Here is a 22,933-nt window from a genome sequence, read left to right as displayed (position 1 = left end):
TACCCGGCCGCCTCCCTGGCCCGCGCGACCTCGTCACAATTCACTACCAGCTTCCCAGCCCGCGCGGCTGGTGCCTACCCCATTTGGATCATTGCGGTTGACGCATCCGTACGGCCTGCGCGACCGCCCGTGAGTCTTTCGGGTTGCCGGGGCGGCTCGAAAGACTCACGGGCGGCTTCGCCTCGGGTCTAGCCGCCCGCCGCGGCGAGCACGGCGCGGCCGGTGAGGACCTCGGCGAGGTGCTCGCGGTAGTCGACGTCCGCGCTGGCGTCGGACGCCGGGCTGGTGCCCTCGGTGGCGTGCCGGGCGGCCGCCCGGATCGCGTCCGCCGTGGCGGGCTGACCGACCAGGGCTTGCTCGACGCCGCGGGCCCGGATCGGCGTCGGGCCCATGTTGGTCAGGCCGATTCGGGCCTCGGCGATCGTCCCCTCGGACAGCCGCACCACAGCGGCCACGCCGACGATCGACCAGGCCTGGGCGACGCAGTTGAACTTCTCGTAGTGCGCGCTCCACCCCGTCCACTTCGGCATCCGCACCTCGACCAGCAGCTCATCAGGTTCCAGCGCGGTGGTGAAGTAGTCGACGAAGAAGTCCGCCGCGGGCACGGTGCGCCGCCCGGACGGCCCGGCCAGCACCATTTCGGCGTCCAGCACCAGCGCTGGGGCCGGCAGGTCGCCCGCCGGGTCGGCGTGCGCCAGCGAGCCGCCGAAGGTGCCGAGGTGACGCACCTGCGGGTCGGCGACCGTGCGGGTGGTCAGCGCGAGCAGCTGCGCGTGCTGCTGCACCAGCGGATCGCGCATGACGTCGTGGTGCGTGGTCATCGCGCCGATGACCAGCGCGTCGCCTTCCTCGCGCACGCCGCGCAGGGCGGGGATGCGGCCGAGGTCGATGATCATCTGCGGATCGGCCAGCCGCATCCGCAGCACCGGCAGAAGGCTCTGCCCCCCGGCCAGCACCTTGGCGTCCTCCCCGGCCTCGGCGAGCGCGGCGACCGCTTCCTCCACTGTGGAGGGCGAGACGTAGTCGAACTGGGCGGGAATCACCGGTTACCTCCTTGGACGTCCATCGAGCCGAGTCCGCCGCCGGCTTCCGGCGCGGTGACGCTGCTTTCGCGGGCACCGGTCACGGCCCGCCACACCCGCTGCGGCGAGCACGGCATCTGCACGTCGTTGACGCCCATCGGCCGCAGGGCGTCGACGACCGCGTTCACCACCGCCGGGGTCGAGGCGATGGTGCCCGCCTCACCGACGCCCTTGACGCCGAGCACGTTCGACGTCGCGCGGGTTTCGGTGCGGTCGGTGATGAACTCCGGCAGGTCGGCGGCCGACGGGATCAGGTAGTCGGCCAACGTCCCGGTCGTCAGCGTGCCGGTCTCGTCGTAGACGGCCTCCTCGAACAGGGCCTGCGCGATGCCCTGCGCCAGCCCGCCGTGCACCTGGCCCTCCACGATCAGCGGATTGATCACGGTGCCGATGTCGTCGACGCAGACGTACTTGCGGATCTTGACCTCGCCGGTCTCGGTGTCCACTTCGGTCGCGCACAGGTGGGTGCCGTGCGGGAAAGAGAAGTTCTCCGGGTCGAACGTCGCGTCGGCGTCCAGGTTCGGCTCCACCCCTTCCGGCAGGTCGTGCGCGGCGAACGTGGCGAGCGCGACCTCGGCGAGCGCGGTGCCGCGGTCGGTGCCTCGGACCCCGAACCGCCCCGAGGCGAACTCGACGTCGTCCTCGGCGCATTCCAGCAGGTGCGCCGCGATCTTCTTGGCCTTCTCGACGACCTTGTCGGCGGCGCTGACCACCGCCATGCCGCCGACGGCCAGCGACCGCGACCCGTAGGTGTCCATGCCTTTCGGCGAGATCTGAGTGTCGCCGTGCAGCACCTCGACGTCCTCGAACGGGACGCCGAGCCGGTCGGCCACGATCTGGCTCCACGCCGTCACATGCCCCTGCCCGTGCGGCGAAGTTCCCGTTACGACCTCGACCTTCCCGGTCGGCAGCACCCGAATCGAGGCGTGCTCCCAACCGCCCGCGCCGTAGGACAGCGAGCCCAGCACCCGCGACGGCGCCAGCCCACACATCTCGGTGAACGTCGAGATGCCGATGCCCAGCTGCACGGGATCGCCGGAGCGCCGCCGCTCCTCCTGCTCCTCGCGAAGCGCCTGGTAACCGAACAACTCCACGGCCTTGTCGGTGGCGGCCTCGTAGTTTCCGGAGTCGTAGGTCAGCCCGGCGACCGTGTCGAAGGGGAACTCGTCGTGCGTGATCCAGTTCTTGCGCCGCAGCTCCATCGGGTCCACGCCGAGTTCGGCGGCGAGCTCGTCCATCATCCGCTCGATGGCGAACGTCGCCTCCGGCCGGCCCGCGCCGCGGTAGGCGTCGGTCGGGGTCTTGTTGGTGAACACGTTGGTACAGCTGAAGTGGTAGGCGGGGATCTTGTAGATCGCGTTGAACATGAACGCGCCCAGGATCGGGACGCCCGGCGTGACCAGCCGCAGGTAGGCGCCCATGTCGGCGAGCAGCTCGACCTTCAGCCCGGTGATCTTGCCGTCGCGGGTCGCCGACATCGACAGCTTCTGGATCTGGTCGCGACCGTGGTGCCCGGAGACCATCGTCTCGGAGCGCGTTTCGGTCCACTTCACCGGTCGGCCGAGCCTGCGGGCCAGCACGAAGGCGATGACCTCCTCCGGCGTCACCTGCAGCTTGCCGCCGAACCCGCCGCCCACGTCCGGCGCGATGACCCGGATCTTCTGCTCCGGCACGCCGAGCGACATGGACAGCATCAGCCGCAGGATGTGCGGCACCTGGGTGGCCGACCACATGGTGATCTGCTCGCCGATCGGGTCGACGACCACGGAGCGCGGCTCCATGAACGCCGGGATCAGCCGCTGCTGCCGGAAGGTCCGGTCGACGCGGACTTCCGCACTGCTCAGCGCCTGTTCGACGTCGCCGCCGGTGCCCGCCTCGGCCGAGTCGAACGTCCAGGTCGCGTTGCGGTTGGTGCCCAGGTCGTCGTGCACCAGCGGCGAATCCGGCTGCAGCGCCGCTGCCATGTCGAGCACGACCGGCAGGTCCTCGTAGTCGACGTCGATGGCGTCCAGCGCGTCGCGCGCCTCGGCCGCGCTGCGCGCCGCCACCACGGCCACCGCTTCTCCGGCGAAGCACACCTCGTCCACGGCCAGCGGCGGCGCCGCCGGGGCCTTCATGTCCTCCGTGATCGGCCACGCGCACGGTAGGCTGCCCTGCTCGTCGGCGATGTCGCGGCCGGTGAAGACCGCTGAAACGCCGGGCATCCGCCGCGCCTCGTCGGTGTTGATCGACGTGATCCGGGCGTGCGCGACCGGACTACGCAGGATCGCCAGGTGCAACGTGCCCATCGGGGTCAGGTTGTCGGTCCAGCGGGTGCGGCCGGTGATCAGCCGCGCGTCCTCCTTGCGTTTGCGGGCGCGCCCGAGCTCGGGTTCCAGGACCGATGTCATGACTGTCGACCTCCCGTCACCCTCGTCTCGACGTGCTCGTCAGCCGGCGTTCGCGGGACGGGAGCTTGTGACTGTGCTTCTCCGGGGGCGTGCTCCACCGCGGGGCCGGCGCCCGGCTGCATGCGCTGCGACGCGTCGCGGACCGCGCGGACGATGTTCTGGTATCCGGTGCAGCGACAGAGGTTTCCCTCCATGCCCTCCCGGATCTGCTGGTCGTCGGGTTCGTGCACCTCGGCGAGCAGGTCCAGGGCCTGCATGATCATCCCGGGCGTGCAGAACCCACACTGGAGGGCGTGGTTGTCGTGGAACGCCTGCTGCAAGGGGTGCAGCCGGCCGTCTTGGGCGAGCCCCTCGACGGTGGTGACGTCGTGCCCGTCGGCCTGCACCGCAAGCACCGAGCACGATTTCACGCTGTGGCCGTCCAGGTGGACGGTGCACGCGCCGCAGTTGCTTGTGTCGCAACCGACGACGGTGCCGACTTTGCCTAGGCGTTCGCGGAGGTATTGGACGAGCAGCATGCGCGGCTCGACCTCATCGGAGTATTTGGTGCCGTCGACGTTGACGGTGATGCGCGGCATTTGGGCGGCCTCCTCGGAGGAACTGGCCCGCGGTGCGCGGACGGTCGGGAACGGACTGCTCCGCCTGGGTGACGGGCGTCACCCGTGAGCCTGCTACGCCGACCGATCGCGAGCAAGCGCGCTCACGAGTGATGGTGAACAAGCCCGTCGACTTCGGAGAGTCGCATGCCGCGACCGCGGCCACTACGGGAGCCGCAGCCACTACGGGAGCCGCAGCCGCTGCCTCGCCCGGCGGCTCGGTCCGTCCGCAATTTCCATGGAAATCGAAGGTCCGATTTCAATGGAACTTGCGGAAGTTGTCCACAGCCGTAGGAAGTTGTCCACAGCCGTCGGAGGTTGTCCACAGCCGTCGGCGTGTCGTGACGTCGAAGACGAATGCTCACGAGTGGTGGTGGATGGGCCCCTCGACATCGGAGAGCCGCACACCGCGACCGCCCCAGCGCAGCGCGATCAGCTCGGCCGCGATGGACACTGCGGTCTCCTCCGGGGTCCGCGCGCCCAGGTCCAGGCCGATCGGCGAGGACAACTTGGCGAGCTCGTCCCCGGTCAGGCCCTGCTCGCGCAGCCGTCGCAGGCGGTCCTCGTGGGTGCGGCGGGAACCCATCGCCCCGACGTAGCCCAGGTTCTGCCGCAGCGCGGCCTCCAGCACCGGCACGTCGAACTTCGGGTCGTGGGTGAGCACCATGACTGCGGTCCGCTCGTCCAGGCGCCCGGCCTCCGCCTCGGCGGCCAGGTAGCGGTGCGGCCAGTCGACGACCACGTCGTCCACGCCGGGGAACCGGCTGTGCGTGGCGAACACCGGCCGCGCATCGCAGACCGTGACCCGGTAGCCGAGGAAGGCGCCCATCCGGGCCATCGCGGAGGCGAAGTCGATCGCGCCGAACACCAGCATCCGCGGCGGCGGCTCGAAGGAGTTCACGAACACCCGCAGCCCTTCGCCGCGGCGCTGCCCTTCCGGGCCGTACTCGATGACGCCGCTGCGGCCGCTGGCCAGCATGCCGCGCGCATCGTCGACGACCGCGTCGTCTATCCGCGCCGATCCCAGGCTGCCGCTGGTGCGCTCGCGCCACACCAGCAGGTGTGACCCGACCTTGCTCTCGTCCGGGTGCTCCAAGACGGTCGTGACCGCGACCGGCTCCTCGGCCCGGACCGAGGCCGCGACGGAATCGAGCTCCGGGAAGGTCTCGCGGTCCACCCGCTCCACGAAGACGTCGAGGATCCCGCCGCAGGTCAGGCCGACGGCGAAGGCGTCGTCGTCGCTGACTCCGTAGCGCTGCAGGACCGGATCGGCGCCTTCCAGCACGCCGGTGGCCTCCTCGTAGACCGCGCCCTCGACGCAGCCGCCGGAGACGCTGCCGACGGCCTCGCCACCGCTGGTCACCAGCATCGACGCCCCGGGCGGCCGCGGCGCCGACCGGAACGTCGCGACCACGGTGCCCAGCCCGACGGCCTCGCCCGCTTCCCACCGCTTGCTCAACTCGTCCAGCACGTCACGCACAGCGCACCTCCGCTTCCGCAACGCCTCCCGGCGCAGCGCCATTTCCGCCGGACCGCAACTCCGGCGCGTCGCCGGGCTTGGGGGGTGGGGCGAACGGCCTGTTTACCTCGCCTATTGAGGCGAACGGTCCGTTCGCCCCACCGCGCCGTGCCGGAATGCGTGCCCCGGCTACCCGGTCAGTTCTGCCCAAGTCCGACACTTCGCTCCTCCATCCCCGGCTGGGACAACCGGCGTACCCACGACCACACGTCCTCCAGCGAACGCAGGCTGTGTCCCGCCACCATCCGGTCAACGTGCGGCATGGCCGCGACAATCCCGGACTGCACCGGCTGGTAACCGTCGTGCCCGGCGTGCGGATTCGCCCAGATCACCGCCCGAGCCAACCGCCGCAACCGCCGCATCTGGTCGCCCAGCTCGGCCGAGTCGCCGCGCTCCCAGCCATCGGAGAACAGCACGACGACCGAACCGCGCGCGATGCCCCGCTGCCCCCACCGGTCCAGGAACACCCGGAGCGTCTCGCCGAGCCTGGTGCCACCGGAGAAGTCCGGCACGGCACGGGAAGCCGCCAGCAGCGCGGCCTCCGGATCGCGCTGCCGGAGCTGCCGGCTCACCCGCGTCATCCGGGTGCCCAACGTGAAAACCTCGGTGCTGGCGGGCGAACGCCGAACCACAACGTGCGCGAACCGCATCAGCGCATCCGCATACGGGCTCATCGACCCCGAGACGTCAATCAGCAGCACCACCCGGCGCGGTCGCCGAGAACGCTTCTGGCGCTGCAACCGCAACGGCTCGCCACCGGAACGCAGCAGCTCGCGGAGCGTCGCGCGCGGGCTGAGCGGGCCGCGCTTGCTGCGGCGATGCCGCAACGCGGGGCGAGACGGCGGTTCCGGGCGCAGCACCGCGAGCATGCGCCGCAGGTGCTCGCGCTCCGCCGCACCGAGCTCCGCGAGGTCGCGACGGCGGAGCACCTCGGCTTCGCTGGCGGCGGCGGCAAGCGGCTTGTCCGCGTCGCCGTCCTGGTCGCCGCCAGCAGCCGCGGAGAGCGCAGCGATCCGCGCCGGACGCGGCAGCGGACGGCCCGGCGACTCGGCGGGCAGCGGAGCGCCGCCGAACCAGCAGCCGAAGGCTGCGTCGTAGCGCGGAACGTCGTCCGGTTCGGAGCACAGCGTGATGCGACCGGCCCAGTAGACCGCGGAGCGGTCGTCGAGGCCGACGTGCTCGGTGGCGGCGAGGAAGGCCTGGACGCGGGTGGGGCCGCAGGCCATCCCGGAGTGCCGCAGGGCGCGGGCGAACCCGACCAGACCGGTCGCGGTGTGCTCCATCAGCCCCCTCCTGAACGTTCCGCTTCGATGGTCCGCAAGTTCCATTGAAATCGAAGATTCGATTCCAATGGAACTTGCGGACGGTCAGGGCGCCACGATGCCCGCGGCGCGGACCCTTTCGGTGTCCTCCCGGTATTTCAGCACCGCGCCCAGCGTGGTCGCGGCGATCTCGGTGTCCAGTTCGTTCTGGTCCAGCGCTTGCAGCGCCTGCGCCCAGTCCAGCGCCTCCGCCACCCCGGGCGGCTTCAGCAGCTCCATCTGCCGCATCCGCTGCACCGCCGCGGCCACCTGCTCCGCCAGCCGGGCTTCCAGACCCGGCAGGCGGCGTCGCAGAATCGCCACCTCCCGCTCCAGGTCCGGGTGCTCCAGCCAGTGGTAGAGGCAGCGACGCTTCAGCGCGTCATGCACTTCGCGGGTCCGGTTGGACGTCAGGATCACGATCGGTGGCTGCGGCGCCCGCACCACTCCGAACTCCGGAATGGTCACCGCGTATTCCGACAGCACCTCCAGCAGGAACGCCTCGAACTCGTCGTCGGCGCGGTCGATCTCGTCGACCAGCAGCACGCAGGGTGACTCCTGCAACGCGCGCAACAGCGGCCGCGCCAGCAGGAACCTCGGTGTGTACAGCGAAGATTCCGCGGCGTCGGCGTCCATCTCGCCCCCGGAAGCCGCCTCCAGGGTGCGCAGGTGCAGCAGTTGGCGCGGGAAGTCCCAGTCGTAGAGCGCTTGCGCGGCGTCGATGCCCTCGTGGCACTGCAACCGGATCAGGTCCACCCCGAGCGCCGTGGCCAGCGCCAGCGCCAGCGCCGTCTTGCCGGTGCCGGGTTCACCCTCGCACAGCAGCGGGCGGCGCATCCGCATCGCCAGGAAGGCCGCCGTCGCAATGCCATCGTCGGGCAGGTAACCGGTCTCGTCCAACGCCGTCGCGACCTCGGCCGGGGATTTCATGTCGAGCGTGTCATCCACCGCCATGCCGCCGAGCGTATGCGAACAACCGGCCCCAAGGCGATCATTCGATCATCCGGCAAGCAGGTCCCGGACCGCGTCGCCCACTGTGCCAACCTCCAAGGCGGGGATCGGCTCGCCGCGCACCAGGTACCGCCGGACCACGGCGTAGGGCAGGTCGATCACCGCGAGCCGAACGCGGGACCGCCCGCGTTCGTCGGCCTTCCCGAGCCGCCGAGCCAGGTCGGCCAGGGCCTTCTCCAGCCGCGCGTTGCCCGCGGTCAAGCGTTCGCGGGCCCCGGAGGGCCATTCGGCCAGGCCGAAGTCCCCAGGCCCGGCGAGCAGCACCCTCGCCTCGTCGGGGTGCTCGCGGCACCATTCGACCGCATGCCGCGCCATCGTGACGGCGGCGTCCTGGGGCGAGCCGCCGAGCGCCGCGAAGACGCCTTCCTGGAACCGGGTCACGGTGCGCAGCCACAGCGCCGACAGCAGCGCGGCCCGATCCGGGAAGCGGTGGTAGACCGAGCCGCTCGGGGCGCCAGCTGCCCGCGCTACCGCGGCCATCGTCACGCCTCGCGGCCCGGTTTCGGCGGCGAGCGCGACGGCGGCGTCAAGGAGTCGGTCGGCATCGTGCCGGGGAGGCCTTCCCATGTATTGGAGGATATGCTCCAATATCATTATTGAGAGAAACCTCTAAAACGGGAGGACCGCGATGGCCATCCGGAACCTGCACGTCAGGCGGCTACCGGTCGACGAGGTCACCGCCGGGTGCGCGCACCGGCCCGCTGGTCGTGGTGGGTGCGCTTGCTCGTTTCCGTAAGATCACGGGGGTTTCGGAGGTTGGTGCATGAGCCGGTTCAGCGGGTTCCCCGCGCACGTTGAGACGCACATCGGCCGGGTCCGCGGTGCCGACAGCCGGGACGCCAACGGCCGCGATCGGGGTTACTACCTCGTCTACTGCGACCACCCGGACGGCGCGCACGTCTCGGTGCTGACCAGCGGCCTGCGCGACCGCACCGCGGGCGCGCCGCTGCCGCAGGAGCTCGTGTGCACGTTGCAGGCGGGCCAGGAGCTCTACGCACGGCACCTGACCGGCGTGATCGCCGAGCTGCTGGTGGAGAGCAACAGCAGGGTCGGCTACGGCGCGCTCATCATGAACGACCGGATCCTGTTGCCGGACACGGAGATCTGCGGCGCGCTCGCCGCACCCCACCCCTACCTCGGCGACTCGTTCGACGTCCTGCTGAGCGAAGCCGGCGAACCGGTCCTCCAGCTGATCACGCTGGTCCCGATCACCCGGGACGAGGCGCAGCTGGTGGCCCGCTACGGCCGAGACGCGCTGTACGACCGCTGGGAGCGGGAGAGCTCCAACCTCCTCGACATCCACCGCCGCTCCGTTACTTGACTTGTTCGAGGACTCGTTTTGCATGTGGGCGCAAGTGGCGGAATCTGGCCGTGCGCGGTTTTGGGCGCTATAGCACCGAAAAGCGCGCACGGGACCTACAGCGACGTCACCGGATGCCGGGCGCCTGTTCGACGAACTTGTCCAGGACGCCGTCGCCGACCAGAACCTGCCCCTGGGGGCGGACCTCGCCGGGCGGGGTGCGGATCTGCTTGGCCCGATCCGCGAACTGCCGAGCCGCGGCGAAGCGATCGAAGGTGCGCCCCTCGTCGCCGTCTGCCCGCGCCTGGAGGCCGTCCATGGTGGCAACCAGCGCGTCGCCCCAGAGTTGGGTGGCCGTCAGCCATTGCTTCACGTCGCCGGCGAAGTCCGCCGGCGCGCCCTTGCCGATCTGCTCCGGGGCGTCCGCGATCGCCTGCGCGTAGCCGCGCAGCTCCCGCACCGCGCCCGCGCGATCGCCGCGCTGCCAGCCGGCGCGGAACTCCTCGATCCGCCGCGCCAACTCCGGCGCCTGCGGCAGCCACGGCCGGCCGCTGGGCAGCGGCGCCATGTGCTCCAGGTCGAAGAACACCATCAGCGCATCGACGGTCGCCGGGTCGGCGGCCAGCCCGGGCTGGCCGGCCACCCGCTTCCCCGCCAGGTACTCGGCCGCCGCCCGCCAGGCCCGCTGCGGGTCGAAGGCCGCGTCGTTCCAAGCGAAATCGGCCGCGCCGAGCTCCACGACCTTGCTCGCCGCCGCCAGGTTCATCGGGTTGGACACGTCGCCGACGAGCTGCCCGCTCAACCCCTGCTCCCGCTTGTCGTACGGGCCGAGCAGCACCCGCCCGACGGAGCCGTCGAAGTCGTTGACCGGGTAGTTGTCCCACAGGAAGAGCTTGCGCCCCCAGACCTTCTCGGCCTGCTGCGCATCGGAAACGGTGATCTGGCGCGGGATCACGCCGTCGCCGGTCCACATCACCACCACCCGCGGGTCGAGCGCCGAGCGGATCGCGGTCTTGTACGCCGAATCCTCCACGTCGGAGTACTCGGTCGGCACGAACTGCAGCGGCGCCACACCGGGATGCGCGTCGACGAACTCGCGCTGCACGCGGTTGAGCAGCTCCACCTGCGCCTTCCCGGCCGCGCCCTCGGACGGCTGGCCGTACTTCGCCTGGTCGCCCGGGCAGTTCCAGCGGGTGTAGGAGATGTCGTCCAGCGGCACGGAGAAGTCGCGGATGCCCTCGTCATACACCGCTTGCAGCTTCGCCAGCAGCGCGCGGAAGTCCGCGTCGTCGCTGTAGCAGATGGACGTGCCCGGCGAGAGGGCGAAGGTGAACTTCACGTGGTGCGCCTGGGCCTGCCGGATCAGCTCCTGCACCTGGGCGAGCTCGTCCGCCGGGTACGGCTCGCGCCATTTCTCCCGGTGGTACGGGTCGTCCTTGGGCGCGTAGATGTAGGTGTTCATCTTGACGTCGCCGTAGAAGGCCAACTGGTCCATGCGCTCGGCGTGCGTCCAAGGTGGACCGTAGAAGCCTTCGACGGCGCCGCGCAGCGGCATCGACGGGTGGTCCACGATGCCGACCCCGGAGATCCGGCCCGGCGAGGCGATCTGGCGCAGCGTCTGCACGCCGTAGTAGGCGCCGGCCGCGTCGGATGCGCCGATGAACAGGATCGGGCGGTTGCCGCCTCGCCCGGCCAGCACGTAACCCTCGGGCGGCAGCGGCGCGGGTGCGGCGTAGCCCAGCTCTTGCAGGCCCTTCACCACCGACGGCGAGTTCCGGTCGCCGATGCGGATGCTCAGGACGCTGTCGTCGGCGGGCGTGCCGGGCTCGCGCACCGTCACCCCGCTCGCCCCGGCGAGCGTCAGCACCTGGACCGCGAGGTCGCGGGTGGGCTGGTCGACGAGCGGATCGACGACCACTTCGGCCCTGCCCCGCACCGGGATGTCGTCGCCGAGCCGCTTCATCTCCTGCGGCTGCGGCGTGACCTGCGGCAGGCCGGTCGCGGGTAGCGACTGCGGCGGCGGCGCGGTCGGCGGCGGCGCCTGCGGCGCGGTGTTCGTGCAACCCGCCAGCACCGCGCTCGTGAGCGCCACGACGAGCGCCGACCACCGGACCTTTCGACCGAACATGTCCCCTACCTCAACCTGGACTCCCACCGGTCCCCCAGGACATCACACGCCGATTACGCCCGCCGACGCACCCGAAACTAGACACGCCGAAATAATTCGTGATAAAAATGATTTCATAAACGAACGACATATCTGAAGGCGGAGATCACCATGACCACCCAACAGGCCCCATCCCGGCAGGTCGGCCCGCCGCTGCTGATCGTCGGCATCGTCTTTGTCGCGCTGTTCCTGGCCGGGCTGGTCATCTCGACCGCGATGGCGGGCGGCGCGACCTACCCGAGTCCCTTCGAAGCGCCAGAGATCGTCGAGCGCTACCTGACGGCGCACGGCGGGGCGGCGGCGGTCGCCGGGTTCTTCCAGCTCGCCTCGGCCTTCCCGCTGCTGGTGTTCACCGCGACTGCGGTGCACCGCCTGCGCGCCACCGGCGCGTCCGTGCCCGGCACCTACATCGCGCTGGTGGGCGGCGTGCTCAGCGCCGGATTCACGATCCTCAGCGGACTGTTCCAGTGGGCCGTCTCCCGGCCGGTCGTGCTGAGCAGTCCCGACGCGATGCACCTGGCCCACCAGGTGTCCTTCGCCCTCGGCGGGCCGGCCTACGCGGCATCCTTCGGCCTGCTGGCGGCCGGGCTCTCGGTGCCGGTGCTCGTCATGCGGCGCGGGCCCCGCTGGGTTGGCTGGCTCGGCCTGGCCGTCGCCGCCGTCGGCATGCTGTCCACGCTGACGCTGATCGTCCCGGCCTTCTCCTACCTGATCCCGCTGACCCGGTTCCCCGGTTTCATCTGGCTGATCGCGATGGCCGCGACGCTCAGGCGATGAGGTCCCGCCAGCTCCGCACCCGATCCGCCCGCACCGACCCGTCGGCGCGGGCACCGGTGCCGATGTGGAAGGCGCGCGCCCCGGCGGCCCGCAGGTCGGCGACGTGCTCCTGTCGCAGGCCGCCGCCGACGAGCAGCGTCACGCCGTCGATGTCCTGCCGCGCGGCGAGTTCGCGCAGGTCGGCAAGGCCCTCGTCGACCCCGCCGGGGGAGCCGGCGGTGAGCACGGTGTCCGGGCCGAGCGACACCGCGTGGTCCCAGGCGAGCCGGTACTGGGAAGGACGAGCCTGGAAACAGCCGCGAACGCCCGAAGGGCCGCCCCCGAGCGGGGACGGCCCTTCGAAAACGCGGCAGCAGCGTGGATCAGAAGTCCATGCCGCCCATGCCACCGGTCGGGTCCGGAGCGCCGGCCTTCTCCTTCTCCGGCTTGTCCGCGACCACGGCTTCGGTGGTCAGGAACAGCGCGGCGATGGAAGCGGCGTTCTGCAGCGCCGAGCGGGTGACCTTGGCCGGGTCGAGAACGCCGGCCTGGACCAGGTCCTCGTACTCGCCGGTCGCGGCGTTGAGGCCGTGACCGGAGGTGAGGCCCTTGACCTTCTCCGCGACGACGCCGCCCTCGAGGCCGGCGTTGATGGCGATCTGCTTCAGCGGAGCCTCGACGGCGATCTTCACGCTGTTGGCGCCGGTCGCCTCGTCACCGGTCAGGTTGAGGCCGTCGAAGGCAGCCTGCGCGGCCTGCAGCAGCGCGACGCCGCCACCGGCGACGATGCCCTCCTCGACCGCAGCCTTGGCGTTGCGGACCGCGTCCTCGATGCGGTGCTTGCGCTCCTTGAGCTCGACCTCGGTCGCCGCACCGGCCTTGATGACGGCCACGCCGCCGGCCAGCTTGGCCAGCCGCTCCTGCAGCTTCTCGCGGTCGTAGTCGGAGTCCGAGCGCTCGATCTCGGCGCGGATCTCGTTGACCCGACCGGCGATCTGCTCGTCGTCGCCGGCACCCTCGACGATTGTGGTCTCGTCCTTGGTGACGACGATCTTGCGGGCGCGGCCCAGCAGGTTCAGGTCCGCGTTCTCCAGCTTGAGGCCGACCTCTTCGCTGATGACCTGGCCACCGGTCAGGATCGCCATGTCCTGCAGCATCGCCTTGCGGCGGTCACCGAAGCCTGGGGCCTTGACCGCGACCGACTTGAAGGTGCCGCGAATCTTGTTGACGACCAGGGTGGCCAGCGCCTCGCCCTCGACATCCTCGGAGATGATCAGCAGCGGCTTGTTCGCCTGCATGACCTTCTCCAGCAGCGGGAGCATGTCCTTGACGTTGGAGACCTTGGAGCTCAGCAGCAGGATGTACGGGTCCTCCAGGACCGCCTCCATCCGCTCCGAGTCGGTGACGAAATAGGGCGAGATGTAGCCCTTGTCGAAGCGCATGCCCTCGGTGAGCTCCAGCTCCAGACCGAAGGTGTTGCTCTCCTCGACGGTGATGACGCCTTCCTTGCCGACCTTGTCCATCGCCTCGGCGATCAGCTCGCCGATCTGACGGTCGCCGGCCGAGATCGCGGCGGTGGCGGCGATCTGATCCTTGGTCTCGATCTCCTTGGCGTTCTTGAGCAGCTGCTCGGCGATCGCCTCGGTGGCCTTCTCGATGCCCCTCTTCAGGGCGATCGGGTTGGCGCCGGCCGCGACGTTGCGCAGACCCTCGCGCACCAGCGCCTGGGCCAGCACGGTGGCGGTGGTGGTGCCGTCACCCGCGACGTCGTCGGTCTTCTTCGCGACCTCCTTGACCAGCTCGGCCCCGATCTTCTCCCACGGGTCCTCGAGCTCGATCTCCTTGGCGATAGAGACACCGTCGTTGGTGATGGTCGGCGCGCCCCACTTCTTCTCGAGCACGACGTTGCGGCCCTTCGGCCCGAGCGTCACCTTGACGGCGTCAGCGAGGGTGTTCATGCCGCGCTCAAGACCGCGGCGGGCGTCCTCGTCAAACGCGATCATCTTGGCCATTGCGGTGTGGTCCTCCACCTGTCTGGACGCCGCGGTGGTGGGTTTGCGCACCCCACGGCAGGACTCGTGCTCGGCCAGGCTCGGTGCCCGCGACGGACGACCGTGCGGCGGCGCCGTCGGGTGGCACCGCCGGAGACGGCCTCACCGTCCCGGCCTGGCACTCAACCTTGCTGAGTGCCAATACCGTGTTTAGCACTCTCACCGGTCGAGTGCAAGCGCGACTGTCAGCGGGTCGGCACCGAAGTCGGCAGGTGGTTGTTGTTGTAAGAGGAGGTTTTCGACGTCGTCGAGTCTGTGCCACTGCCGCCGGAACCGCCGATGGAGTTGGCCATCACAACGAAGATGACCACGATGACCACCAGCGCGACACCGGCGAGCACCGGCACGATCCACTTCGCCGAACCGCCCGACTTGGTCGCGAACGCCGCCGAACCGGCCGGGATCGGCGGGCGCAGCCGAACCGGGTCGTTGCCCGGCGGCGGCAGCGGACGCGGCGGCGGCTGGTACCGCGGGTAGCCGGGCGGCGCGGGCGGGCCGGGCGGCGCGGGCGGGCCGTACTGGATCGGCTGCGGGCCGGACATCGGAGCCACTGGAGCAACCGGAGCCGCCGGAGCCGCCGGAGCCGCCGGAGCCGCCTGGCGGGACGGTGGCGGCGTGTCCCCGGACGCCGGACCGAGCGCGGCGCGGGCCGCCGCGACCAGCTCCTTGCAGTTGCCGAAGCGCTGGTCGGGGCTCTTCGACATGCCGCGGCGCAGCACCTCGTCGATGCTGCCGGGCAGCACCACCAGCGCGGTCGCGGGCGGCGGCTCGGCGCCTAGGTGCCCCTGGATGACCTCCTGCACCTGCCCCCGGAACGGCGACCGTCCCGTCAGGCAGGCGAACAGCATGCAGCTCAGCGCGTACTGGTCGGTGCGGCCGTCCACCGGCTCGCCGCGCAGGTGCTCGGGGGCCGCGTAGGTCGGCGAGCCCAGGAAGTCGCCGCTGGCGGTGCGGTGCCCGGTCGCGCCGCGCCGGGTGAGCCCGAAGTCGGCCAGGTAGACGTGCTCGTGGACGGATTCGCGCGAGGTCACCAGCACGTTGGCCGGCTTCAGGTCGAGGTGCACCAGGCCGCGCTCGTGCAGCATGTCCAGCGCCTCGGCGACCTGGGAGAGCAGTTCCAAGGCGCGCTTGGGCGAGATCGGCCCGTCCTTGATCAGGCTGGCCAGGTCGGACCCGTCGACCAGCCGCATCGCGATGTAGAGCATGCCGTTGACCTCGCCGAAGTCATACAGCGGCACGATGTTCGCGTGGTCGATGGCGGAAGTGTTACGCGCCTCGTCGACGAACCGCTCGCGGAACTCCGCGTCACCGGTGATGTGCTCGCCCATGACCTTGAGCGCGACCTTGCGGCCCAGACGGGTATCGGTGGCGCGGTACATCACGCTCATCCCGCCGCGGCCGAGCACTCCGTCGATCTTGTAGTGGCCGAGGCGCCGCCCGGTGAGGTCTTCCGACACGCGAAGCAGCCTAACGTTTCGAGATCACGCCCGTCTTTCGGTTCGGCAACACCGTCTCGGGTTCGCCCACACCATGACCAGTCCGATCCCGGACCAGCCGAACGCGCCGCGGCCCGGCTCCCCATCCAGAGGAACCGGGCCGTGCGCATGATGTTCTTTCGCGAAGCGGCGGCAGCCGATCGCGGTGCGGACTCGGCTCGCACGCCGCGCGTGCCGAGCCCCCTTTCTAGACCTTGCGGACTCCGTCTGCTTGGGTGCGGCCGTCACGTCCCGCTTTCACTTCGAATTCCACCCGATCCCCTTCGGAAAGGGTTCGGAAACCAGACATGTTGATCGCGGAGTAATGGACGAACACATCAGATCCACCGTCCGTTGCGATGAATCCGTAGCCCTTCTCCGAGTTGAACCATTTGACCGTGCCGACCGCCACGGCGTCCTCCTCATAAATGTGATGCACGACGCGGAAAGCGTCGCTGGAGCAACGGCCACGCTACCCGAGAAATGGGGCCTCGTCGCGGGTTCGACAATGCGACTTTTCCGTTAAACACTGGGCCAAACGGGTGTCATCGGCGGCCACGTTCAGTTATCGGAGTCGAAGCGACCTCGCGAATTCGTCCGAACGAACGAGCCCATTTGCGCTCTCGGCGAAATTCAGGAACGAGCGCCTAGTCCATTCGCCTGCAACCAGGTGACGAGTCCTCGGGGATTGCGGGTTTGGGTCAACACCCGGCCGGGACCCGCGAAATCGAACACCAGACCTTCACCGCTCTTGAGCGACTGCACCACGCCCTGGTTCATCTGCCGTAACCGGCTCTGCACGGTATCGGCGTAGGCCACCACGTGACCGGTGTCGATCGTGACGTACTCGCCTGGCTGCAGCGTCACCACGTCCAGCGCGCCGTAGCAGGACACCACCACCGCGCCCTGGCCGACGACGTGCGTCATGAAGCCGCCCTCGCCACCGAAGAGGTTCTGGAAGCCGCCCCACTGCGTCTCCAGCTGCACGGTGCTCGCGGAGGCGAGCCAGCAGCCCTTGGTCACGCACCAGCCGACCCGGCCGTCGAGCTCCAGCACGTTCAGGTCGCCGGGCAGGTTCGGCGCCACGTCCACCCAGCCGCCCTGCTGCGGGGCCGTGTAGGTCGACACGAAGAACGACTCGCCGCCGAGCGCCGCGCGGGCCAGCGACTTGAGGAAGCCGCCCTGAGCGCGCGCCTCGACGGTCACGCCGTAGCTGGTGGCGAGCATCGCGCCGGACTCGACCCGCACCGGCTCGCCCGGGGCGAGCATCAGCCGGGCCACCCCGAACGACGGCGTGTGACGGGTGCGAACCTGCACCGGAACCTCCTATCTTTGGCATCGCACGGGCCGGACGCGCCGGCTCGGGCTGGCCACCCACCATCGGGCAAGCGATGCCGGCCGCTTTCCACCACGCGAGCGAGGTGACCACCCGCGGGCACCCAGACGTCTTCTCGCGAGGGCAGCCCCGACGTGGCGCACCGGAGACGAGTCGGGGATCCCGGAGTCGAGAAGGCGTCTGAAGTTCCGCTGCGGGACCACCTACGCAGAACGACCCACGCTCTCCCCGAGAGTCTGCCACGCACGATCATTGCGACGATTCGCACGCCGGTAGGGACAGTAGGGGTGTCGATGACCGATGATCTGGGCGTGTCGCACGGAACCGGAACCCCCGCCCTGACCGCGGTCGCCGACCACCAGTCGAAGATCACCGCCCTGCTCGCCCCGACACCGGTGGCAGCGAAACCGCTGGCGGACTGCCTGGGCCTGGCCCTCGCCGCGGACCTGGCCGCGCCGATCTCGCTGCCGCCGTTCGACAACTCCGCGATGGACGGCTACGCCGTCCGCTCCGTCGACCTGGCCGGTGCGACCCGGGAGCAACCGGTGCGGCTGCCGGTCCACGAGGACATCCCGGCGGGCCGGGTCGACGCGCCGGCGCTGCAGCCCGGCACCGCGCACCGGATCATGACCGGCGCCCAGATGCCGCCGGGCGCGGACGCGGTGATCCCGGTGGAACGCACCGATGGCGGAATCGAGCAGATGCAGGCGTTCGTCTCGGTGCAGCCGGGAACGCACGTGCGGCGCGCGGGCGAGGACGTCTCGGCCGGCGCCACGGTGCTCACGGCAGGCACGACGCTGGCGCCCGCGCAGCTGGGCGTCGCGGCCGCCGTCGGGATTTCCGAGCTGCCCGTGCACCGGCCGGTCCGGGTGCTGGTGCTGTCCACCGGTTCGGAGCTGGTCGCCCCGGGGACCGAGCTGCAGCCGGGACAGATCTACGAGTCCAACGGCTTGATGCTGGCCTCCGCGGTGCGCGAAGCGGGCGGCGAGGCGACGCTGCTGCGGTTCGTGCCGGACGACGTCGACGCCTTCCACGCCGCGCTCGCCCCGCACCTGGCCACCACTGATCTGCTGATCACCTCCGGCGGCGTCAGCGCCGGGGCTTACGAGGTCGTCAAGGACGCGCTCACCGGCACCGGTGTCGAGTTCACCAAGGTCGCGATGCAGCCCGGGATGCCGCAGGGCTGCGGCCGCTACCACGACGGCGTGGCAGTGGTGACGCTGCCGGGCAACCCGGTCAGCGCGATGGTTTCGTTCGAGGTCTTCGTGCGGCCCGCGCTGCGCGCCGCGGCCGGGCACCACGCCACCCGCCGCCCGGTGCGGCAGGCGACGCTCGTCGAGCCGCTGTCCGCGCCGGCCGGCAAGCGGCAGTACCTCAGGGGCCGGTTCGACCCGGCCACCGGCACCGTCACGCTGCAGGGCGCGCCCGGCTCGCACCTGCTGGCGGGCCTGGCCAAGGCGAACTGCCTGCTGGAGATCCCCGAGGACGTGACCGAACTCGCCGCGGAGTCCGCAGTAGACGTGATGCTGCTGGATTGAATGGGAACGCGGCGAGCCCGAAGATCACCTTGTTGACGGATCGCCGTGCTTCCCCGAGACTGCACCACCGTCCCGACCCACCCCTCCGGAGTTCTGCACCGTGCGTGGCCCCTGGCGCGCCGCCCTGGCGCTGGCGTTGCACATTGGCTTCTTCCTCGCGCCGATCGCGCTGGTCCTCGGACTGCTCGCGATCGCGGCGCTCACCTTCCGATACGACCAGGGCAGCGGGGCGAAGGCCGCGCTCGCGGCGGTCGCGGTCGGCGCGATCTGCGCGATCGGCCTGCGCGCCGTGTTGCGCAACCGGGTGCGGCCGCGCGGCGTCCAGCTGACCCGGACCGAGCAGCCGCAGCTGTGGCGGATGGCGGAGTCGATCGCCGCCGACGCCGACGCCCCGGTGCCCGACGAAATCCGCATCACCTCCGAGCCGAACGCGACCATCCTCGAGGACACCGCGCTGCTCGGCCTGCGCACCCGCACCCGGTACCTGGAGCTCGGGCTGCCGCTGCTGGCCGCGCTCAACGCCAGCGAGCTGCGGGCCGTGGTGGCGCACGAGCTCGGCCGGTTGACCGGCGGCAACCGACTGACCGTGACGGCCTACCGCGCGTCGGCGAGCGTCGAACGCACCGTCGCGCACCTCACCGGCGGCCCCGTCAAGTGGCTGTTCACCGGCTACGCCCGGCTGTTCACCGCGATCGCCGCCACCACCGGCTCCGAGCTGGAGCTGGCCGCCGACGCCATCGCCGTCCGGGAAGCCGGTACCCGCACAGCCGTCACCGCGCTGCGCAAGGCGATCGCCATCGAGATCGGCTGGCAGGAGTACGCCGACGACTACCTCAGCATGGCCAAGTCGGTCGGCCACGCGCCGGACGTGCTGCTGGGCTTCCGGTCTTTCATGGAGCACCCGGTGCGCAAGCGGCAGCTCGCCGAGCGCGTCAAGCGGACCATCGCCGGGGAGGCCGACGGCAGCCGCACGCGCCCGCCCGCACGCAAGCGCATTGAGGCGATGAAGCGGATCAAGGTGGGCAACAAGGAGCTCGACGACCGGCCCGCGTTCGCCATGCTGCGCAACCCGCGCAAGAGCGTGCCCGAGCTCGAAGACCGCCTGCTGATCGACGGCCTCAAGCGGCGGCTCGCGTGGCCGGAGCTGGCCCGGCTGGCCGGCGCCGCGCACGTCGCCGAGCGGGCCGCGCTGCTGAGCTCCGCCGCGGCGCAGAGCGGCCTGCCGGTGGAGCCGACGATCGTCGGCATCCTGCCCGCCATACACCGCGGCCAAGGCCACGACCTGGTCAACCCGGTGCTCAACCCGGGCCTGTGCCCGGAACGCATCGAGGAGGCGGCGGTCGACACGCTGACCGAACTGCTCGGCTGCGCCGTTGTGGACGCGCTGATCTGCGCCCGGCGGGCGCACCACGAACTGGACTGGGGCGGCCCGTCGACGGTGCGGCTGGCCAACGGGCAGCCGCTGGACCCCGATCGGCTGGTCCGCCCGGCGGTCTCCGACCCCCGGCTGGTCCCGGGGCTGCATCGGGCGCTGGTCGACCTCAAGGTGCCGCTGACCCACGCGCGCCGACCCGCCGCCGAGCCCGAGCCGGCGCTGGCCGGGATCGTCAGCCCGGTGCAGTGCGCCGACGGCAACTACGACCTGCTGGTGACCGACCGGGGCCTGGTGCTGCTGCCCAGTTCCGCCAGCACCACGAAGCGCCTGCTGGCGGGCACCCTCGCCCGGTTCCGCAAGGCCGAGCAGGAGCAGCTCGCCGAGCTGGCCGCGACGCCGGTCGGCGAGCTCCGGGAGCAGCCCGGCGCGCAGTGGGTGGACAGCCGGGACGTGGCCAGCGCCCGGCTGGACCAGGACCGCGGCGGCTGGTCCCTGTTGTTGGAGCTGTACCTCGACGAGTACGCGGTGTCCGAGCTGGACGACGTCGGCGTGCGCGACGGCGAGGACGGCATGTCCGAGCTTGAGCTGCGCAGCACCGCCGACGGCGTGGAGCACGGCGACCCGTATCGGGGCCTCGGCGAGTTGATGGGGGCGCGGATGAACCTCGACGAACCGGCCTACGCGGACGAGTGAAAATTGTCCGAACCTCGGTAACTCCCCGTTATGTAACGGCCCGCTCAGGTCCTCCAAAAGCGGCTACGGACTTTTTGTGAACTCAATTACACTGGAAACCGCGTCACGAACCGTCGATCAAATATCTTTCAAGACGTCCGCATGAACCCGCTGCTGCTTGCCGGTGGGGCGGACACGCCGAGGACCGTGCGCCGTCGGGGGGTGCACGGACCCGCACCGGGGAGGCCGTTCGACGTCTACGGGGAGACGTCGAACGGCCTCGTCGCCGGTTGCGCGACGTTCGTGGTCCGCCAACGCCCCACTCACCCGAGCGGATGACATGGGAATGGTCTTGACGGTAGCATCCCCGGATCGAATTAACGCAGGTCAGCAAGGCAGTTCTTGATCAACTGCGCCCCCTGGCGTCGGTTGACCCGAGGCGTCCGCGATGCTGTACCGACGACGGCACCGGTCGACACCCCCGTTCGCTCGGGGACACCCGGCCGAACCGCCGCACCATGACCGCCGACGCAGGGGCGTAGCACCTCGATGAGCACCGCGAAAGAACCGAAGAAGAACCCGCTGGCACACCTCGCCGCGCTGGCCCGCGACACCATCCCGCCGATGCACCCGGCAGGCCGCCCGTTCGTGCTCGGCGCCGTCATCGCGACCCTCCTGCTGCGCCGCCGGTGGCGTCCGGCGGGCGTGCTCGGCGGCATCGTCACCGCGTGGTGCGCGTGGTTCTTCCGCGAGCCGGCCCGCACCACGCCCAGCCGCGAGGGGCTCGCCGTCGCCCCCGCCGACGGCACGATCTCGCACATCGAGCCCGCGGTGCCCCCGGCCGAGCTCGGCCTCGGCGACGAGCCGATGACCCGCATCAGCGCCTTCCTCACGATCTTCGACGTGCACGTCCAGCGGATCCCGCTGAGCGGCAAGATCGAGACCATCGCCTACCGGCCCGGCAAGTTCCTCTCCGCCGACCTGGACAAGGCCAGCGAGGACAACGAGCGCAACTCGATGGTCATCCGCGCCGACGACGGCACCCAGGTCGCGGTGGTGCAGATCGCCGGCCTCGTCGCCCGGCGCATCGTTTGCTCCGTCTCTGAAGGCGACGTGCTCCAGGCCGGCAGCACCTACGGCCTGATCCGCTTCGGCTCCCGGGTGGACCTCTACGTGCCCACCGGTAGCCGGATCCTGGTCGAGCCCGGCCAGCGCACCATCGGCGGGGAAACCGCCCTCGCCGAGCTACCGCGGGGGAAGCACGCCTCATGAGCATGCACACCGCGCCCGGCGTCCGGTTGCTGCCCAACGCGATCACCGTGCTGGCGATGTGCGCCGGGCTGTCCGCGGTCCAGTTCGCGCTCAACGGCCAGCTCACCGCCGCGATCGCGGCCGTCGCGGTCGCGGCCGTGCTCGACGGCCTGGACGGGCGGATCGCCCGGCTGCTCGACGCCACCTCCAAGATGGGCGCCGAACTCGACTCGCTGTCCGACGCGATGTCGTTCGGAGTCGCCCCGGCGTTGACGCTGTACGCGTGGCAGCTGCAGGACAACCGGGCCGGCTGGATCGTCGCGCTGATCTTCGCGGTGTGCATGGTGCTTCGTCTGGCGCGGTTCAACACCCTGCTCGACGACACCGACCAGCCCCCCTACACCAAAGAGTTCTTCGTCGGGGTGCCCGCCCCGGCCGCCGGGCTGCTCGGGCTGCTCCCACTCGTCCTGACCGCGCACTTCGGCTACCCGGGTTGGTGGGCGAACCAGAACGTGGTGATGGTCTGGATGGTGCTGATCGCGGCGCTGATGGTCAGCCGCGTTCCAACGCTGTCGCTGAAGACCGTCAAGGTGCCGCCGCGGGCCGCCGCGCCGCTGCTGGTGCTGGTGGCGCTGCTGGCGGCGGCGATCATCATGTTCCCGCTGATCTCGCTGGCCATCGCCATGGTGCTCTACCTGCTGCACGTGCCCTACGCCGTCTACCGGCACAACTGGCTGGCCAAGCACCCGGAGGCCTGGAGCGCGCCGCCGCGGGAGCGACGCGCGATCCGGCGCCGCACCCAGCGGAGGCTCGGCCTGCGGCCGCCGCTGCGGCGACGCGTAGCGGGAGCCGCGAGGCGGGTGCGCCTGCCGCGGCGGCACAGCCACCCGGACGGCCCGCGGCGGAGCTGGCGCCGTCTGGAGTTGCGGCGCAGCCGCAACGACGGCGCCCCGCGCTAGCGGGCACGGAGCCCCGGTGCACCGGGGTTCCCGCAATTTCAATGGAAATCGGACCTCCGATTTCCATTGAAATTGCGGAAGTTGTCCACAGCCATCCTGGGTTGTCCACAGCCATCGGTGTGTCGGGCTCACGACACACCCTCACGGCACACCC

General features: G+C 70.7%; 19 protein-coding genes. 6 read left to right on the top strand and 13 right to left on the bottom strand.

Going from position 1 to position 22,933, the window contains the following annotated elements; translation table 11 throughout:
* Positions 1-188: 188 nt before the first annotated feature.
* The 7 genes from FDZ84_RS14440 to FDZ84_RS14410 form a co-directional block, all read right to left on the bottom strand.
* Positions 189-1,043 carry a xanthine dehydrogenase family protein subunit M gene (locus FDZ84_RS14440; RefSeq protein ID WP_168586322.1) on the bottom strand — a complete coding sequence of 285 codons (855 nt, stop codon included), beginning with the start codon at positions 1,041-1,043 and terminating at the stop codon, positions 189-191.
* The gene (locus FDZ84_RS14435) at positions 1,040-3,472 is read right to left on the bottom strand and encodes a xanthine dehydrogenase family protein molybdopterin-binding subunit (protein WP_168586321.1); all 2,433 of its coding nucleotides are present in this window, start codon (positions 3,470-3,472) and stop codon (positions 1,040-1,042) included. The genes FDZ84_RS14440 and FDZ84_RS14435 overlap by 4 nt, the downstream gene beginning before the upstream one ends.
* Positions 3,469-4,050, bottom strand: a complete 582-nt coding sequence (locus FDZ84_RS14430; protein WP_168586320.1) for a (2Fe-2S)-binding protein — start codon at positions 4,048-4,050, stop codon at positions 3,469-3,471. The genes FDZ84_RS14435 and FDZ84_RS14430 overlap by 4 nt, the downstream gene beginning before the upstream one ends.
* A gap of 379 nt (positions 4,051-4,429) precedes the next feature.
* Entirely contained in the window at positions 4,430-5,548 is a 1,119-nt protein-coding gene (locus FDZ84_RS14425) for an XdhC family protein (protein ID WP_168586319.1), read from the bottom strand.
* A gap of 176 nt (positions 5,549-5,724) precedes the next feature.
* On the bottom strand, positions 5,725-6,870 hold the full coding sequence (locus FDZ84_RS14420) for a VWA domain-containing protein (protein ID WP_168586318.1): 1,146 nt from the start codon (positions 6,868-6,870) through the stop codon (positions 5,725-5,727).
* Between the two features lie 84 nt (positions 6,871-6,954).
* On the bottom strand, positions 6,955-7,842 hold the full coding sequence (locus FDZ84_RS14415) for a MoxR family ATPase (RefSeq protein WP_168586317.1): 888 nt from the start codon (positions 7,840-7,842) through the stop codon (positions 6,955-6,957).
* A 45-nt stretch (positions 7,843-7,887) separates the two neighbouring features.
* Entirely contained in the window at positions 7,888-8,493 is a 606-nt protein-coding gene (locus FDZ84_RS14410) for a TetR/AcrR family transcriptional regulator (protein ID WP_246869013.1), read from the bottom strand.
* Positions 8,494-8,662: 169 nt separating this feature from the next.
* Between FDZ84_RS14410 and FDZ84_RS14405 the strand changes: the two genes are divergently transcribed.
* Positions 8,663-9,220 (top strand): suppressor of fused domain protein, encoded by a 558-nt coding sequence (locus FDZ84_RS14405; RefSeq protein WP_168586316.1) that lies wholly within the window; start codon positions 8,663-8,665, stop codon positions 9,218-9,220.
* Positions 9,221-9,326: 106 nt separating this feature from the next.
* On the opposite strand, the gene FDZ84_RS14400 is transcribed toward FDZ84_RS14405, so the two are convergent.
* Complete coding sequence (locus FDZ84_RS14400) at positions 9,327-11,327, bottom strand: beta-N-acetylglucosaminidase domain-containing protein (protein WP_168586315.1); 2,001 nt, start codon at positions 11,325-11,327, stop codon at positions 9,327-9,329.
* Positions 11,328-11,477: 150 nt separating this feature from the next.
* Between FDZ84_RS14400 and FDZ84_RS14395 the strand changes: the two genes are divergently transcribed.
* Positions 11,478-12,143 carry a hypothetical protein gene (locus tag FDZ84_RS14395; protein WP_168586314.1) on the top strand — a complete coding sequence of 222 codons (666 nt, stop codon included), beginning with the start codon at positions 11,478-11,480 and terminating at the stop codon, positions 12,141-12,143.
* Here FDZ84_RS14395 and FDZ84_RS14390 read toward each other — a convergent pair.
* The 5 genes from FDZ84_RS14390 to FDZ84_RS14370 form a co-directional block, all read right to left on the bottom strand.
* Positions 12,133-12,390: a hypothetical protein gene (locus tag FDZ84_RS14390; protein ID WP_246869012.1), complete on the bottom strand. Its 258-nt coding sequence runs from the start codon at positions 12,388-12,390 to the stop codon at positions 12,133-12,135. The two genes, FDZ84_RS14395 and FDZ84_RS14390, sit on opposite strands and share 11 nt — an antisense overlap.
* 115 nt (positions 12,391-12,505) lie before the next feature.
* Entirely contained in the window at positions 12,506-14,134 is a 1,629-nt protein-coding gene (groL, locus tag FDZ84_RS14385; protein ID WP_093268687.1) for a chaperonin GroEL, read from the bottom strand.
* 224 nt (positions 14,135-14,358) lie between these two features.
* Positions 14,359-15,630, bottom strand: coding sequence for a serine/threonine-protein kinase (locus tag FDZ84_RS14380; RefSeq protein ID WP_168586313.1), 1,272 nt, complete (start codon positions 15,628-15,630; stop codon positions 14,359-14,361).
* Between the two features lie 226 nt (positions 15,631-15,856).
* Positions 15,857-16,060: a cold-shock protein gene (locus tag FDZ84_RS14375; protein ID WP_093268692.1), complete on the bottom strand. Its 204-nt coding sequence runs from the start codon at positions 16,058-16,060 to the stop codon at positions 15,857-15,859.
* A 221-nt stretch (positions 16,061-16,281) separates the two neighbouring features.
* Positions 16,282-16,965: a TIGR00266 family protein gene (locus tag FDZ84_RS14370; RefSeq protein WP_168586312.1), complete on the bottom strand. Its 684-nt coding sequence runs from the start codon at positions 16,963-16,965 to the stop codon at positions 16,282-16,284.
* Between the two features lie 312 nt (positions 16,966-17,277).
* On the opposite strand from FDZ84_RS14370, the gene glp reads away from it, so the two are divergent.
* The 4 genes from glp to pssA all read left to right on the top strand — a co-directional run bounded on the left by glp (position 17,278) and on the right by pssA (position 22,779).
* Entirely contained in the window at positions 17,278-18,522 is a 1,245-nt protein-coding gene (gene glp / locus FDZ84_RS14365; protein ID WP_168586311.1) for a gephyrin-like molybdotransferase Glp, read from the top strand.
* Positions 18,523-18,622: 100 nt separating this feature from the next.
* Positions 18,623-20,590, top strand: coding sequence for a M48 family metallopeptidase (locus tag FDZ84_RS14360; protein WP_168586310.1), 1,968 nt, complete (start codon positions 18,623-18,625; stop codon positions 20,588-20,590).
* A gap of 528 nt (positions 20,591-21,118) precedes the next feature.
* Entirely contained in the window at positions 21,119-21,841 is a 723-nt protein-coding gene (locus tag FDZ84_RS14355) for a phosphatidylserine decarboxylase (RefSeq protein ID WP_168586309.1), read from the top strand.
* Positions 21,838-22,779 (top strand): CDP-diacylglycerol--serine O-phosphatidyltransferase, encoded by a 942-nt coding sequence (gene pssA / locus FDZ84_RS14350; protein ID WP_168586308.1) that lies wholly within the window; start codon positions 21,838-21,840, stop codon positions 22,777-22,779. Before FDZ84_RS14355 ends, pssA begins: the two co-directional genes overlap by 4 nt.
* The last annotated feature ends 154 nt before the right edge of the window (positions 22,780-22,933 follow it).

This window comes from Saccharopolyspora sp. ASAGF58 (assembly GCF_012277335.1).
In the GTDB taxonomy this organism is placed as follows: Bacteria; Actinomycetota; Actinomycetes; order Mycobacteriales; family Pseudonocardiaceae; genus Saccharopolyspora; species Saccharopolyspora hattusasensis.
Note: the sequence above shows the minus strand (reverse complement) of the source record. Positions and strands in the feature narration are given on the sequence as shown.